The 13,672-nt window shown below is 69.9% G+C and carries 11 protein-coding genes and 1 pseudogene; 8 read left to right on the top strand and 4 right to left on the bottom strand.

The window, feature by feature from the left end; translation table 11 throughout:
• The first annotated feature begins 34 nt into the window (after positions 1-34).
• The 6 genes and pseudogenes from ACZZ98_RS09980 (at position 35) to ACZZ98_RS09955 (ending at position 6,834) form a co-directional block, all read left to right on the top strand.
• Complete coding sequence (locus tag ACZZ98_RS09980; RefSeq protein ID WP_463516093.1) at positions 35-1,015, top strand: NAD(P)H-quinone oxidoreductase; 981 nt, start codon at positions 35-37, stop codon at positions 1,013-1,015.
• Between the two features lie 244 nt (positions 1,016-1,259).
• Positions 1,260-1,951, top strand: a pseudogene (locus tag ACZZ98_RS09975) (PadR family transcriptional regulator).
• Positions 1,948-2,679 (top strand): ABC transporter ATP-binding protein, encoded by a 732-nt coding sequence (locus tag ACZZ98_RS09970; RefSeq protein ID WP_463516092.1) that lies wholly within the window; start codon positions 1,948-1,950, stop codon positions 2,677-2,679. Before ACZZ98_RS09975 ends, ACZZ98_RS09970 begins: the two are co-directional and overlap by 4 nt.
• Positions 2,676-5,555, top strand: a complete 2,880-nt coding sequence (locus ACZZ98_RS09965) for an ABC transporter permease (RefSeq protein ID WP_463516091.1) — start codon at positions 2,676-2,678, stop codon at positions 5,553-5,555. Before ACZZ98_RS09970 ends, ACZZ98_RS09965 begins: the two co-directional genes overlap by 4 nt.
• Before the next feature lie 29 nt (positions 5,556-5,584).
• A complete protein-coding gene (locus tag ACZZ98_RS09960; protein ID WP_463516090.1) occupies positions 5,585-6,196 on the top strand; it encodes a maleylpyruvate isomerase family mycothiol-dependent enzyme in 612 nt (203 codons plus the stop codon).
• Entirely contained in the window at positions 6,193-6,834 is a 642-nt protein-coding gene (locus tag ACZZ98_RS09955) for a bacterial proteasome activator family protein (protein ID WP_463516089.1), read from the top strand. The genes ACZZ98_RS09960 and ACZZ98_RS09955 overlap by 4 nt, the downstream gene beginning before the upstream one ends.
• A 26-nt stretch (positions 6,835-6,860) precedes the next feature.
• On the opposite strand, the gene ACZZ98_RS09950 is transcribed toward ACZZ98_RS09955, so the two are convergent.
• Positions 6,861-8,102, bottom strand: coding sequence for a glycoside hydrolase family 76 protein (locus ACZZ98_RS09950; RefSeq protein ID WP_463516088.1), 1,242 nt, complete (start codon positions 8,100-8,102; stop codon positions 6,861-6,863).
• Positions 8,103-8,340: 238 nt separating this feature from the next.
• Between ACZZ98_RS09950 and ACZZ98_RS09945 the strand changes: the two genes are divergently transcribed.
• Positions 8,341-9,405 carry a WD40/YVTN/BNR-like repeat-containing protein gene (locus tag ACZZ98_RS09945; RefSeq protein WP_463516087.1) on the top strand — a complete coding sequence of 355 codons (1,065 nt, stop codon included), beginning with the start codon at positions 8,341-8,343 and terminating at the stop codon, positions 9,403-9,405.
• Between the two features lie 114 nt (positions 9,406-9,519).
• Positions 9,520-10,503, top strand: coding sequence for an acyl-ACP desaturase (locus ACZZ98_RS09940; RefSeq protein WP_463516086.1), 984 nt, complete (start codon positions 9,520-9,522; stop codon positions 10,501-10,503).
• A gap of 21 nt (positions 10,504-10,524) precedes the next feature.
• On the opposite strand, the gene ACZZ98_RS09935 is transcribed toward ACZZ98_RS09940, so the two are convergent.
• From ACZZ98_RS09935 to ACZZ98_RS09925, 3 genes are all read right to left on the bottom strand, one after another.
• Entirely contained in the window at positions 10,525-12,177 is a 1,653-nt protein-coding gene (locus tag ACZZ98_RS09935; protein WP_463516085.1) for an FAD-binding dehydrogenase, read from the bottom strand.
• A gap of 247 nt (positions 12,178-12,424) precedes the next feature.
• Positions 12,425-13,096, bottom strand: a complete 672-nt coding sequence (locus ACZZ98_RS09930) for an HAD-IA family hydrolase (protein ID WP_463516084.1) — start codon at positions 13,094-13,096, stop codon at positions 12,425-12,427.
• Positions 13,093-13,629 carry a GNAT family N-acetyltransferase gene (locus tag ACZZ98_RS09925; protein WP_463516083.1) on the bottom strand — a complete coding sequence of 179 codons (537 nt, stop codon included), beginning with the start codon at positions 13,627-13,629 and terminating at the stop codon, positions 13,093-13,095. Before ACZZ98_RS09925 ends, ACZZ98_RS09930 begins: the two co-directional genes overlap by 4 nt.
• Positions 13,630-13,672: the final 43 nt, after the last annotated feature.

Raw genomic sequence — 13,672 nt, 5'->3', positions numbered from 1 at the left:
TCCATGGCCCGAGCCGAGTCGTACGTTGGGACGCATGAAGGCCATCACCATCTCCGAGCCGGGCGGCCCCGACGCCCTCGTGCTCACCGACGTCGACACCCCCGAGCCCAGGGCCGGCGAGGTCCGCATCAGGGTCGCCGCGGCGGGCGTCAACCGCGCCGACGTCATGCAGCGGATGGGCCACTACAACCCGCCGCCCGGCATGACCGAGATCCCCGGCCTCGAGGTCTCGGGTGTCATCGACACCGTCGGCGAGGGCGTCACCGAGTGGGTCGTCGGCGACGAGGTCTGCGCGCTGCTCGTCGGCGGCGGCTACGCCGAGCAGGTCACGGTCCCCGCGGGCCAGGTCCTTCCCCTCCCGGCCGGCGTCGACCTCAAGGACGCCGCGGCGCTGCCAGAGGTCGCCTCGACCGTCTGGTCCAACGTCTTCCTCACCGCGAACCTCCAACCCGGCGAGACCCTGCTGGTCCACGGCGGCTCCTCCGGCATCGGCACCATGGCGATCCAGCTCGCCCGTGAGGTCGGCGCCCGCGTCGCCGTCACCGCCGGCTCCCAGGAGAAGCTCGACGTGTGCCGCGAGCTCGGTGCCGAGATCCTCATCAACTACAAGGAGCAGGACTTCGTCGAGGAGCTCAGGAACGCCACCGACGGTCACGGCGCCGACGTCATCCTCGACAACATGGGCGCGAAGTACCTCCCCCGCAACGTCGACGCCCTCGCCACCGCCGGTCGCCTCGTGGTCATCGGGATGCAGGGCGGTGTCAAGGGCGAGCTCGACCTCGGCAAGCTGCTCCGCAAGCGCGGCGCCGTCATCGCCACGAGCCTTCGCGCCCGTCCTGTCGCCGAGAAGGCCACGATCGTCGCCGCCGTCCGCGAGCACGTCTGGCCGTTGATCGCCGACGGTCGCGTCCGGCCGATCATCCAGTCGCGCCATCCCTTGGCCGACGCCGCCGCCGCCCACGCCGAGATGGAAGCCAGCCAGCACATCGGCAAGATCCTCCTCCTCACGAGCTGACCTCACGTTCGACTGCGTGCCCCATTGGGACACGTCCCATCGGGCGAAGGCCCCGCGACGTGTCCCAATGAGGCACGAAGTCGGTACTTGCCAAGCGGGTGAATACTCGGTATACATGTCCTGTCGAGCACGGCATACCGGGTATTCAGTCGGATCAGGGGCCAGCTGAACTCCCCGGTATGCCGGCTCGGCACCGTACGCGGGAGCGCAGGGGTTCCCGCGTCACACGTCGAAGGGAACACCGATGTCGGTCAAGCAAGGGCTCATGGCACTCCTCGCGGAGAGCCCCATGTATGGGGCTCGGCTGCGGGTCGAGTTCGAGGAGCGGACCGGCGGCACGTGGCCGCTCAACGTCGGGCAGGTCTACACGACGCTGAGCCGCCTCGAGCGCGACGGGCTCGTCGAGCCGACGGGTGAGGCCGACAGCGAGGGACGCATCTCCTACCGCCTCACCGAGGCGGGTCGCACCGAGGTCAGCACTTGGTGGAGCACGCCGGTGGACCGCGACACCACACCGCGCAACGAGCTGACGATCAAGCTTCGGCGCTGGCCGTGACCGTGCCGGGCGTCGACGTCCAGGCCGTCGCCCAGACGCAGCGCACCGCGACCCTCAGGCACCTGCACGACCTCACCCGGCTCAAGCAGCAGGTGATGCGCAAGCAGCGCGAGGCCGAGGGTGCGGAGCCGGCCGAGGGCGTGGCCAACCACGACCTCGCGTGGCTGCTCGTCCTCGAGAATCTCATCTTCACGGCCGAGGCCGAGGTCCGCTGGCTCGACCACGTCGAGACCCGCCTGCACCGGGAGTCGCTGCGCCCTTTCCCTCGCTCGGGGGCAACCGGCGAGGCGGCGGCCCGAGCGGCAGCCGAGGAGACGGCATACCGGCGTGAGCAGGCCCGGCAACAGGCCGATGCGAGCAAGAGGGAGGCGCGGCGATGACCGCCCCCAGCCTGCTCCTCGACAACGTCAGCCGCGTCCACGGCACGGGTGACACGGCAGTCCGCGCACTCGACGGAGTGAGCCTCGAGGTCATGCCCGGCGAGCTCGTCGCCGTCATGGGCCCGAGCGGCTCCGGCAAGTCGACGCTGCTCAACCTCGCCGGCGGGCTCGACCAGGCCACGAGCGGACGGGTCGTCATCGAGGGCGAGGACCTCACCGGCCTCAGCGCCAAGGGCATCGCCCAGCTGCGGCGCAGGAGAGTGGGGTTCGTCTTCCAGGACTACAACCTCATCCCCAGCCTCACCGCCGCCGAGAACGTCGCGCTCCCCCTCGAGCTCGACGGCGAGCGCGCCGGCCAGGCCCGCCGCCACGCCCGTCAGAGCCTGGACCTCATGGGGCTGCGCGAGCTGTCGGACCGCTTCCCGGACCAGATGTCCGGCGGGCAGCAGCAGCGCGTCGCCATCGCCCGTGCCCTCGTGGGCAGCCGCCGCCTCGTGCTCGCCGACGAGCCCACCGGCGCCCTCGACAGCCACACCGGAGAGGACGTCCTCCGGGTCCTGCGCGAGCGCTGTGACGCCGGCGTCGCCGGACTCCTCGTCACCCACGAGGCCCGGCATGCAGCTTGGGCGGACCGGGTCGTGTTTTTGCGTGACGGGGTTGTCGTCGACTCGACCGGGCGGGCCAGCTCGGCCGAGGACCTGCTCGACTCGGCGAGCGCGAACCGATGACCTCGAGCGCCACCCCCACCCCCGGCGCCAAGCGCTCGGCGTGGGGTCGCTTCAAGGGCAGCTGGGGCATCGCCCTGCGCATGGCCCGCCGCGACGTCCGCCGCCACAAGGGCCGCAGCGCGCTCATCATGGTCATGGTGGCGCTGCCGACCGCACTGCTCGTCTTCGCGATCGTCGCCGCCGCGACCAGCCAGGTCACCGGCGCCGAGCAGATCCCCAGTCGCATCGCCAACGGTGTCGCGATGGTCGACTACCCGCAGCCCGGCATGGCCGTCGAACAGACGCCCGACCCCAACGCCGGGGGCACGAGCTCGAGCGAGGGCGGCAAGGACATCCCGGGATGGGTCGAGGGCGGATCGTCGTTCGACAACGCCGCCGTGATGAGCACGCTGACCGGCACCAGGGCCGTGCCGCTCTTCGAGGAGACCGTGACGACTCGGCGAGACGGTCGACGCCTCAGCCTGCAGTCCCTGGCTCTGGACGTCCGCCAAGGAGTCAACGGCAAGGTGACACTCACGAGCGGGCGCTTCCCTGAGCGCGCCGGTGAAGTGCTCGTGACCCCGAGCGGTGCCGGGCGCGGGCTGCCCACCAGTGGCGCCCTCGACGTGCGCGCCGGTCTCGAGGACGTCAAACTGGACGTCGTGGGCACCGCCGAGGCGGTCTCGGACAGCGGCGGGGCGTACCTCGATCTCGTCACGTCACAGCCCGTGACCTCGGACGTCTCCGGTGGCACATGGATCCTCCTCGACGACGAGCCCGTGACCTGGTCCGAAGTCATGGATCTCAACCGCTTCGGGCTGACCGTCTGGTCCGCCGAGGTGCTGCGCAACCCGCCGGGGATCAGCGAGCTACCGCCACAGATGCAGGACATGGCCGACTTCGACAGCGATCGCACCGGCAGCTTCGTCGCGATCGGCGGTGCGATCCTCCTCGTCATCACCACGCTGCTAGTGGGGCCGGCGTTCGCGGTGAGCGCAGCCCGCCAGCGACGCACGCTCGCGCTCGCGGCCAGCAACGGTTCGACCACCGCCCAGCTGCGGCACACCGTGCTGGCCCAGGCTCTTGTCCTCGGCGTCATCGCCGCAGCAGTGGGCGCCGTGCTCGGCATCGGTGCCGCGTGGCTCCTCACCAACCGCGTGTGGTTCGCCGAGAACTTCGCCCTCACCGGGCCGTTCGAGGTGCCGGTCCTGCCGGTCCTCGGCACCACCCTCACCGCGATGGCCAGCGCCGTCATCGCCGCGTTGATCCCCGCCCGTCGGCTGGGCCGGCTCGACATCATCGGCGTCATGAAGGGCCAGAGCGTCTCACCCCGACCCAGCAAGGTGGTCTTCCTCATCGGGGCCGTCCTCGCGGGAGTCGGTGGTGCAGCAGTGATCTCGTTCGCGGCATCGCAGGCCGCGACCGGTCGAGACGGAGGCGAGCTCGGCACGGTCGTGGCCACGATGGCGCTCGTCGTGGGCGCGGTGATGCTCTCTCCCATGGTTCTCGTCGGCATCGCCCGACTCAGCTCCCGTCTGCCCGTCTCACTGCGGATGGCCACGCGTGACGCCGGCCGTCAGCGCTCGCGCAGCGTGCCGTCCGTGGCGGCGATCCTGGCGGGCGTCGCAGCCCTGACGATGGTCCTCATCGCCAGCGGCAGCGACGAGGAGCAGAGCCGCCGCCAGTACGCAGCACAGAACCTCCTGGGCGACACCACGGTCTACCTCAACGGGGAGAACGCGACGGCCGAGGACCTCGACCGCCTTGCGGACGGGTTCCGCTCCGTCCGAGCGGGTCTCGTCGTCTCACCGGTCGCGCTGATCGACTCCGGTGACCCAATGATGACGTCGATGAGCCCGAACCCCCCGTCCAAGCCCTATGACACGCGCGCCGTCAACGTCGTCCCGCCCGGGTGCACCCCGCAGCAGACCGTCCACGACCCGAGGCCGAGCCTCGACGAGTCCGGCCGGCCGCCATGCCAGGCCATCGGGACCCACGGCATGGGCAACTCGGGATCCCAGATGAACTTCACGAACGCAGACGAGCTCGCGCGGCGGCTCACGGCTGTCGGTCGCGCGGGCGACATCGACGCCGTCCGCAAGGGCGCGGTCGTCGTGACCCGCACTCCCGGAGCCAAGCGCATCGTGGAGAACGGCGCGATCACCGTCATGACCGCCACCCAGCGCACCGACCCCGCGGACACGCAGGTCATAGATCCCTCAGCGACCCTGCGCGACATCAGGACGACCACCGTCCCCGCCATCGAGGTCGACATCACCCGCGACACGGCCGGTGCGCTGTTCAACTCCAGTCTTCTCGCCACGACGGACGCCGCCGAGGCACAGGGCTGGTCCACCCGCACCAGCCAGCTCACCCTCCACGACCCGACCGGACCGATCTCACAGGACCTCACCGAGCGGCTCGGCTTCGAGGCTGCCGACGACGTCTACCTCACGACCGAGCGCGGCTTCGTCTCCGAGCTAGGCCCGATCATCGCCGTTCTCCTCGGCGTCTTCATGCTGCTGCTCCTCGTCATCACCCTGACGTCGACGGCGCTGACGCTCGCCGAGCAGGAGAACGACCAGGCCACCCTCGCGGCCCTGGGCTCGGGTCGCGGCACCCGCCGACTCATGGCAGCAGCGCAGGCGTTCACGCTGTGCATCATCGGCGTCGTCCTTGGAGTCGCGGTCGGTGTCGTCCCCGGCATCGCTCTCGCCTATCCGTTGACCGCCCAGTCCTACGACCCGCTCACCGGGAACTCGCTCATGGGCGACCCGATCCTCGTCTTCCCGTGGCTCATCCTTGTCGGGTTCGCCATCGCCGTCCCGGTGATCTCGGCGGGACTGGCTGCGGCCGGCATACGCAAGGCTCCGGACGCCACCCATCGAACCGCGTGACTGACAGACCCACCTGACAGACTTCGCGTATGCCGCTTCCCACCGACCCAGCCGGACGTCACCGCGAGATCGCGGGCACCTTCACCGAACGCGCTAGGGGAGTGAGCGACTGGGACGCCCCGGCGCCCGTCGAGGGGTGGGTCGCGCGAGACGTCGTGCGTCACCTCGTCGAGTGGTTCCCGGCGTTCCTCAAGGGCGGGACCGGGATCACGTTGCCCACCGGGCCCTCCGTCGACGACGACCCCGTCGGGGCATGGACCACCCACGCCGATGCGGTGCAGTCGCTGCTCGACGACCCGGAGACCGAGACCAGGGTGCTGAGCAACCAGCACACGGGCGACGTGCCGCTGCCGCAGGCGGTCGACCAGTTCTACACCGCCGACGTCTTCATGCACACCTGGGACCTGTCGCGGGCGAGCGGGCAACCGGACCGGCTCGACGCCGACTTCGCGAACCAGCTGTTCAGTGGGATGGAGCAGTACGATGAGATGCTGAGGAGCTCGGGCAGTACGGCCCACGGGTGCCCGTCCCCGACTCGGCCGACATCACCGACAAGCTCGTCGGCTTCATCGGCCGCGACCCGTCCTGGACCCCGCCCGCCTGAGACGGGAGCCGAGCGTGGGGCAGGATGGCTCACATGAGTGACCAGCCGCGCCAGCCCGCAGATCAGAGCACCGAGCAGGACTCGCAGGAGCCCCGTGAGGTGCACGGGACCGCCACCATCGACGACGACAAGGTCGTGGTCGTGACTCCCGGAGGCATGGGTGTCGCTGACCGCGATCCCGAGGGCAAGCCGAGCCAGAACCCCGCCGACCTCGTCGAGCAGCCCGCCAAGGTCATGCGCATCGGCTCGATGATCAAGCAGCTCCTCGAGGAGGTCCGCAACGCGCCCCTCGACGAGAAGGGTCGCGCGAGGCTCGCCGACGTCCACGAGCGCTCCCTCTCCGAGCTCAAGGACGGCCTCGCCCCCGAGCTCGTCGAGGAGCTCGAGCGGATCTCCCTGCCGTTCAGCGAGGACGCGCCCTCGGACGCCGAGCTCCGCGTCGCCCAGGCTCAGCTCGTCGGATGGCTCGAGGGCCTCTTCCACGGCATCCAGACAGCCCTCGTCGCCCAGCAGATGGCCGCCCAGGCTCAGCTACAGCAGATGCGCCAGCTCCCTCCCGGCCACGCGCCGGCACCCGGTCAGCCGGGCGGTCCCATGGGCATGCCCAACCTGCCGGGTGGCCCCGGTGGGCCGGCCAGCACCGGCCCCGCTGAGGGCACCGGCCAGTACCTCTGACCCGAGCGAAAGTCCGGCACGTCCGGTCAGTACAGCAACCGGTGCCGGTCGGGGGACCAGCCCAGCACGGCCAGAATCTGGACCATGGCCGCCTGCTCGATCATCTGCGTCCGGCCGGCGACCTCCGCGTCCTCACCGAAGGAGAAGAGTCCGGTCCTCGGATCGCGTCTGGTGTCCCAGGTGCGCTCGGCGTACTCCTCCATCGCCCGGCGGTGGCGCTGACCGCCGGTGATCGACTCGAGGCGAAGCAGGTTCTTGAAGTAGATCGAGTTGAAAAACGGCGGCTGGGCGTCGAGTCGGGTCTGGCTGCCCTCGCCCTGGCCGTAGAAGTCGGCTGCTGCATCGGCGATGCGGACGGCCTCATCAAGATAGTGCCGCTCCCCGGTGATGGCGGACAACAGCGCGTTGACACTGACGGGAACGCCCTGGTTGTAGGACCAGATCGTCTTCTCGACTGTGCCCTGGAGGTCGAGATGGTCGTGGTAGAGCCCGTCGGGACGCTGCAGGTACTGGTTGGTCCAGCGGTACATGCGCAGCGACCACTCGAGGTCTGAGGGGCGTCCGGTCAGCTGGTGGAGCCGGAGCCCGATCTGGGCACCGGGCATGTTCGAGACGGTGTTGCGGTCCCTGCTCCAGGGCGCCTGGGTCCAGAAGACCCCGCCCGGCGCGGCATGGCTCTCGTCGGCGTCCCAGCCCGAGACGACGAGGTCGAACAGCTGACGGGCCTGCGCGACCGAACCACGATCTCGGTACATCGCGTTGTGCTGCAGGTCGGCCAGGGCGACCCACTCGTTGTCGTCGTAGAAGAAGTCGCCGCCGTCGCCGTGCGGCGGCGTCACGTAGGAGGCGAACCCGGGCAGGCCCGTGCTGCCAGCCTCCTTCCAGTAGAGCTGTTGGGCCAGACGATGATCGGCCAGGGCGCCGCGGTAGCGGGGACCGACTCCAGCCATGCCGCTCAGGTCGAGGGCAGCGACATGGGCCTGGGAGAAGGGCCACTCGTAGGAGTACGGCCGGTCGTCGGGCCCGACCGGATACTGCTCGCGATAGAGCCCGTGGTCGGCGGCGAAGTAGGTCCGCAGCGCCGCGTAGGACGTCGCAGCGCGTCGCGCCCACCTCGTGGTGGACGGTGTCGGTCCAGCGGCGTGGGCGGGTCCCGTCCCGAGGGGTACGGCGGCTGCGGCGCCGACCAGGCCTGCGGCGAAGGTCCGGCGCGTGAGGCGCGATGCGGTCGGCGGCGGGGTCCTTGGACTGTGCTCGACGGGGGACACGAGCGATCTCCTTCGACGTTGAGGGTGCTCCGGTCACGGAAGTTAGGCAGGTCGTGAGACCAGGGTCAATGGCTCGGAGCAAGGTTGTCCGGCCATGGACATTTGCCTCGAGCCGTTTTGCTCAGCCGCGATGGGCATGCCCGCCCTGCCGGACCGGCCGCCGATTCCAGCCAGCACCTCTATCCGCCCTCGCCCGGCGATTTCGGGCAGGGTGCTGGTCATGCTCACCTTCTCGAGAATGTCCAAGACTCCCCTGTATGCCGTCGCGCTCGTCGCACTGGCGGCTCCCGTCGCGCTCGCCGCGCCGTCGGCCGCCAAGCCACCGGCCCCGTCCGACCTCGAGTGGTCGGTGACCACGGTCGACGCAGACCAGAGCTTCCGCGGCCTCGACGCCGTGGACCGGGACACCGCGTGGGTGAGCGGGGCGAGTGTGAGTGGCGGCGACGCACGCGTCTATCTCACCCAGGACGGCGGCACGACGTGGGACGACGTCAGCCCGGCCGGCAGCGCCGGCCTCAACTTCCGCGACGTCGAGGCCCAGGACGCCCGCACCGCAACGGTTCTCGCGATCGGTGAGGGCGAGGCGTCGCGGATCTATCGCACGACCGACGGGGGTGCGACGTGGACCGAGACCTTCCGCAACACCGAGCCCACCGCGTTCTACAACTGCATGGACTTCTATCCCGGCGGCAAGCGCGGGCTCGCCGTGAGTGACCCGGTGGACGGGAAGTTCCGGATCATCTCGACCGACGACGGCGGCCGCTCGTGGTCGGTGCTGCCGGCCGCCGGAATGCCCGACTCCACGGGGGAAGCCAACTTCTCGGCCAGTGGCGACTGCCTCACGATCTCGGGGCACGACGCGTGGTTCGGGTCCGGAGGAGCACGGTCGCGCATCTTCCACTCGACCGACCGCGGACTGACGTGGACAGCGACCGACTCGACCATCCCGGCCGGCGAGGCTGCCGGTGTCTTCGGGCTCGCGTTCAAGAACCCGCGACAGGGCATCGCGGTCGGCGGCGACTTCGCTGCGGCTGCTGATGGAGTCGACGCCTCGGCCACGACCCGGGACGGGAAGTCCTGGACCAGCGGAGGCGACCTCGGGCACCTGGGTGAGGACGCGGCATACCTGCGTCGTTCGGTGCTCGTCGTCGGTGAGAGCGGACCGGTCGGCGGCAGCAGCGTGTCCACCGACGGTGGGCGCTCGTGGGAGCAGTTCAGCGAGGTCGGGTTCCACACCCTCGACTGCACGAACGACGGCGCCTGCTGGGCCGCGGGAGGCAAGGGACGCGTCGGCACCCTCTGAAACCCGGCCTCGTGTGCCTGAGAACGAGGTATGTCCCGTTCTCAGGCACACGAGGCGAATTTCAACCGGCGAGTAACTAGCCGCGAGAACCTACGGAAGCGTAAGTTGGCGAGCATGACCGCCACCACGTGGAGCCAGACCGACCTGCTCCGAGAGCTCAGCCCCGTCGTCGAGGCCAACCTCAACCGGCACATCGACGTGGCCAAGAACTGGTACCCGCACGACTTCATCCCGTGGAGCGACGGGCGCAACTTCGACGGCCTCATGGGCGGCGACGCGTGGAGCCCGGACGACGCGCCGATCTCCGACGTCGCCCGGTCCGCGCTCATCGTCAACCTCCTCACCGAGGACAACCTGCCGAGCTACCACCACGAGATCGCGATCATCTTCGGCCGCGACGACGCGTGGGGCGAGTGGGTGCACCGCTGGACGGCCGAGGAGGGTCGGCACGGCATCGCGATGCGTGACTACATGCTCGTCAAGCGGATGGTCGACCCCGCCGCCCTCGAGGACTTCCGGATGACGCACATGTCGCAGGGCTACGAGTCCGCGCACAGTGGCGAGCTGCTGCACTCGCTGGCCTACGTGTCGTTCCAGGAGCTAGCGACGCGGGTGTCGCACCGCAACACCGGCAGGTTCACGAGCGACCCGATGGCCGACCAGCTGCTCCAGCGCATCGCGGCCGACGAGAACCTCCACATGATCTTCTACCGCAACCTCATGGGCGCCGCGCTCGAGCTCGACCCCAGCGCGTCGGTGATGGCGATCCGCGACGTCGTCCTCAACTTCGCCATGCCCGGGACCGACATCCCCGGCTTCCAGCGCAAGGCCGTCGAGATGGCCGTCGCCGGGATCTACGACCTCCGCCAGCACCGTGACGACGTCGTCGCGCCGGTGCTCCGCTTCTGGAAGGTCTTCGAGCTGAGAGAACCTGTCCGCCGAGGGCGAGCAGGCGCGGACCGAGCTCGCGGACTTCATGTCCGGGCTCGACACCAAGGCCTCGCGGTTCGAGGACAAGCGCGACACCCTCGCCGCCCGCATGAACATCTGACCCCCGACTTCTTGCGAGTTCGGGTCAGCGAGCGCCAGCGAGCCTGACCCGAACTCGCAAGAAGTCGGTCAGGAGAGCCGGCGGGCCGCCGCGCGTCCCGCTGCCCGACCGGAGAAGAGGCACCCGCCCACGAACGTGCCCTCGAGAGAACGGTATCCATGCACGCCTCCGCCGCCGAACCCGGCAACCTCACCGGCGGCATACAGGCCCGGAACGGGATCGCCCGAGGCGCCGATGACCTGGCTGTCGAGGTTGGTCTGCAGCCCACCGAGTGACTTGCGGGTGAGGATGTTCAGGCGCACGGCGACGAGCGGGCCGCGCTTGGGGTCCAGGATCCGGTGGGGCGGGAAGGCTCGCTTGGTGAGCCTGTCACCGCGGTACTGCCGGGCGACGCGGATCGCGGCGACCTGAGCGTCCTTGGTGAACGCATTGTCCACCTGGCGGTCGCGCTCCAGCACCTGTCGCTCGATGTGGTCGAAGTCCACCGGCGCGTGCGGGGTGAGCGCGTTCATCCCGTCGACGAGCTCGCGCAGGGTCTCGGCCTGGACGAAGTCGACCCCGTGGTCGAGGAACGCCTGCATCGACGGCTGCACCGCGGTGATCGGGCGCCTCACGACGTCGCGGTAGCTGCGGTCGGTGAGGTCGAGGTTCTGCTCGCTGCCCGAGAGCGCGAACTCCTTGCCCACCAGGGTGCGGTTGGTGATGAACCACGAGTGGTCGTGACCGGTCGTCCGCAGGTGCGCCAGGGTGCCGAGGGTGTCGAAGCCGGGGAAGTTCGGCGGCGGCAGCCGGTCCCCGTTGCCGTCGAACCACAGCGACGACGGACCGGGCAGGATGCGGATCGCGTGGCTCGGCCAGACCGGGTCCCAGTTGTTGATGCCCTCGACGTAGTGCCACATGCGGTCGCGGTTGATGACCGTGCCACCGGCGCCCTCGGTGATGGCGAGCATCCGACCGTCGACGTAGGCCGGGACGCCCGTGATCATGTGCTCGGGCGCCCCACCGAGACGGTCGGGCCAGTTGGCCCGCACGAGGTCGTGGTTGCCGCCGATGCCGCCACTCGTCACGAGGACGGCGTTGGCCCCGAACTCGAAGTCCCCCACGACATCGCGGTTGGACGCCACACCACGGAGCGAAACATCCTCTGCGAGAACGGATCCCCGCGCTCCGGTGACCGCTCCCCCGGTGGTGATGAGCTCGTCGACCCGGTGGCGCGGCCGATAGATGATGCGACCGCCGGCGATGTGCTGCTGGACGCGCTCGATGAACGGCAGGACCACACCGGTGCCTGTGCCCCAGGGGATGTGGAAGCGCGGGACCGAGTTGCCGTGGCCGCCCGCGCGACCGTCGCCACGCTCGGCCCACCCGACGACGGGGAAGAAGCTGATGCCGAAGGAGCGCAGCCACTCGCGCTTCTCGCCGGCCGCCCACTCGACGTAGGCGCGACCCCACTGCCGCGGCCAGTAGTCCTCGTCGCGGTCCCAACCGGCGCTCCCCTGCCAGTCCTGCCACGCGAGCTCGAGGCTGTCCTTGATGCCCATCCGCCGCTGCTCGGGGCTGCCGACGAGGAAGAGCCCACCGAAGCTCCACCACGCCTGACCTCCGAGGTTCGCCTCGCTCTCCTGGTCGAGGAGGACGACCGAGCGTCCGGCATCAGCGAGCTCGTTGGCAGCGACGAGACCGGCGAGGCCAGCCCCGACGACAAGGGCGTCAGCGTCCATGCGGCTCAACCTATCGCCCACCGAGCGCTCCCTGACGACGCACGGGTATGCCGGTCGCTGCCGTCCCGCTCGACAGGCGCCGCGCGCTCGGCGCACCGGTCGTCTGGGGCACCCACTTCCCCGAACTCCCTCATGCGGACGTGACCGTGCGTTTCTCACCCAATTCCCCTCATACTCACGGACACGACGCGTGAGTTTCGGGGGAATTGGGTGAGAAACGCACGGGGAGGGTCAGGGGCCGCGGCGCCTAAGGGGTGACGAGGGCTTCCCAGGGGATGTCCGCCACTGAGGTCACGACGACGTCGGCGTCACCGGCCAGGACGTCGACCGTCGTCGTGCCCAGCACGGCCACCAGCAACCCCGCACCAGCTGCCCTGCCCGACACCAGCCCTGCCGTCGCGTCCTCGACGACGACACAGTCTCCGACAGGCACACCCAGCAGCTCGGCGCCGCGCACATAGGGCTCCGGCCCCGGCTTGCCGTGCGACACGTCGCTCGCCGTCACCACGACCGCGGGCCGCGGCAGCCCGGTGGCAGTCAACCGCGCCTGCGCCAGGTCGCGCTCGCACGACGTGACGATGGCGTGCGGCACTCCCAGTCGGTCGAGCGTCTCGAAGGCCTCGGCGGCACCCGGCAGGACGACGATCCCCTCGGTGTCGGCGACCTCGATCTCACCGATCCGCGCGTGAGCCACCGACCGCTCCGCCTCGGAACGCTCAGCCATGACGACGTTGATCGTGTTGGCGCTCGTCCGACCATGGGCACCGTCCAGCGCAGCGGGCGCGATCCCGAACTCCTCGCACCACTGCAGCCAGGAGCGGTTGACCGCCGCCAAGGAGTCGATGAGCGTGCCGTCCATGTCGAACAGCACGCCACCGAACGTCCGCGCGGGATAGGCGCCCCACAGCACGGCGCTCACAGACCCTCCGGCCGATGCACGAAGGCGAACTGCGCTGTCTTGGGCGGCAGTCCGGGCACGGGGTGGGGCAGCTCCACGACGGGACCGAGCTCGTCGGCGAAGCGGTGCACCAGCGCGATGGACCTCACGTTGCGCACGTCGGGCTCCAGGACGAGCCGCTGCACCTTCGCGTCGGCGAACACCTGCCCGAGGAAGAACTCGAGGAGCGCCTCGAGCGATCCCGGCGGACGAGCTCCCGGACGCATGAAGAGGTGGATGCCGAGGTCGCCCGGCTGCCGGTCATAGTGCTTGCCGATCTCGTCCACCGCCGGGTCATAGGTCTGCACCAGCGCCAGGGCCTCCCCGTCCAGCTCCACGAGGTTGGCGGTCAGGTGCGGCTTCTCGTCGATCCACGCATAGGTGTCACGCACGTCCTTTAGCGTGTGCTCCTGCATCCCCCAGAACTCGGCGCGGTCCTCCCGCACCCATCCGTGGAGCAACGCCGCATCGCAGGCGGGGTCCACGGGTCGACGACGCAAGGTCTCAAAACCCACGATCAGGTCCTCTTTCGGCTCGTCATCCGTCCAGGGGATGCCG

This window comes from Knoellia sp. AC549, assembly GCF_979258975.1.
Note: the sequence above shows the minus strand (reverse complement) of the source record. Positions and strands in the feature narration are given on the sequence as shown.

Coding starts and splice junctions, on each gene's coding strand:
- ACZZ98_RS09965 (WP_463516091.1), top strand. CDS start 2,676: ATGACCTCGAGCGCCACCCCCACCCCCGGCGCCAAGCGCTCGGCGTGG.
- ACZZ98_RS09955 (WP_463516089.1), top strand. CDS start 6,193: ATGAGTGACCAGCCGCGCCAGCCCGCAGATCAGAGCACCGAGCAGGAC.
- ACZZ98_RS09970 (WP_463516092.1), top strand. CDS start 1,948: ATGACCGCCCCCAGCCTGCTCCTCGACAACGTCAGCCGCGTCCACGGC.
- ACZZ98_RS09980 (WP_463516093.1), top strand. CDS start 35: ATGAAGGCCATCACCATCTCCGAGCCGGGCGGCCCCGACGCCCTCGTG.
- ACZZ98_RS09945 (WP_463516087.1), top strand. CDS start 8,341: ATGTCCAAGACTCCCCTGTATGCCGTCGCGCTCGTCGCACTGGCGGCT.
- ACZZ98_RS09960 (WP_463516090.1), top strand. CDS start 5,585: ATGCCGCTTCCCACCGACCCAGCCGGACGTCACCGCGAGATCGCGGGC.
- ACZZ98_RS09935 (WP_463516085.1), bottom strand. CDS start 12,177: ATGGACGCTGACGCCCTTGTCGTCGGGGCTGGCCTCGCCGGTCTCGTC.
- ACZZ98_RS09940 (WP_463516086.1), top strand. CDS start 9,520: ATGACCGCCACCACGTGGAGCCAGACCGACCTGCTCCGAGAGCTCAGC.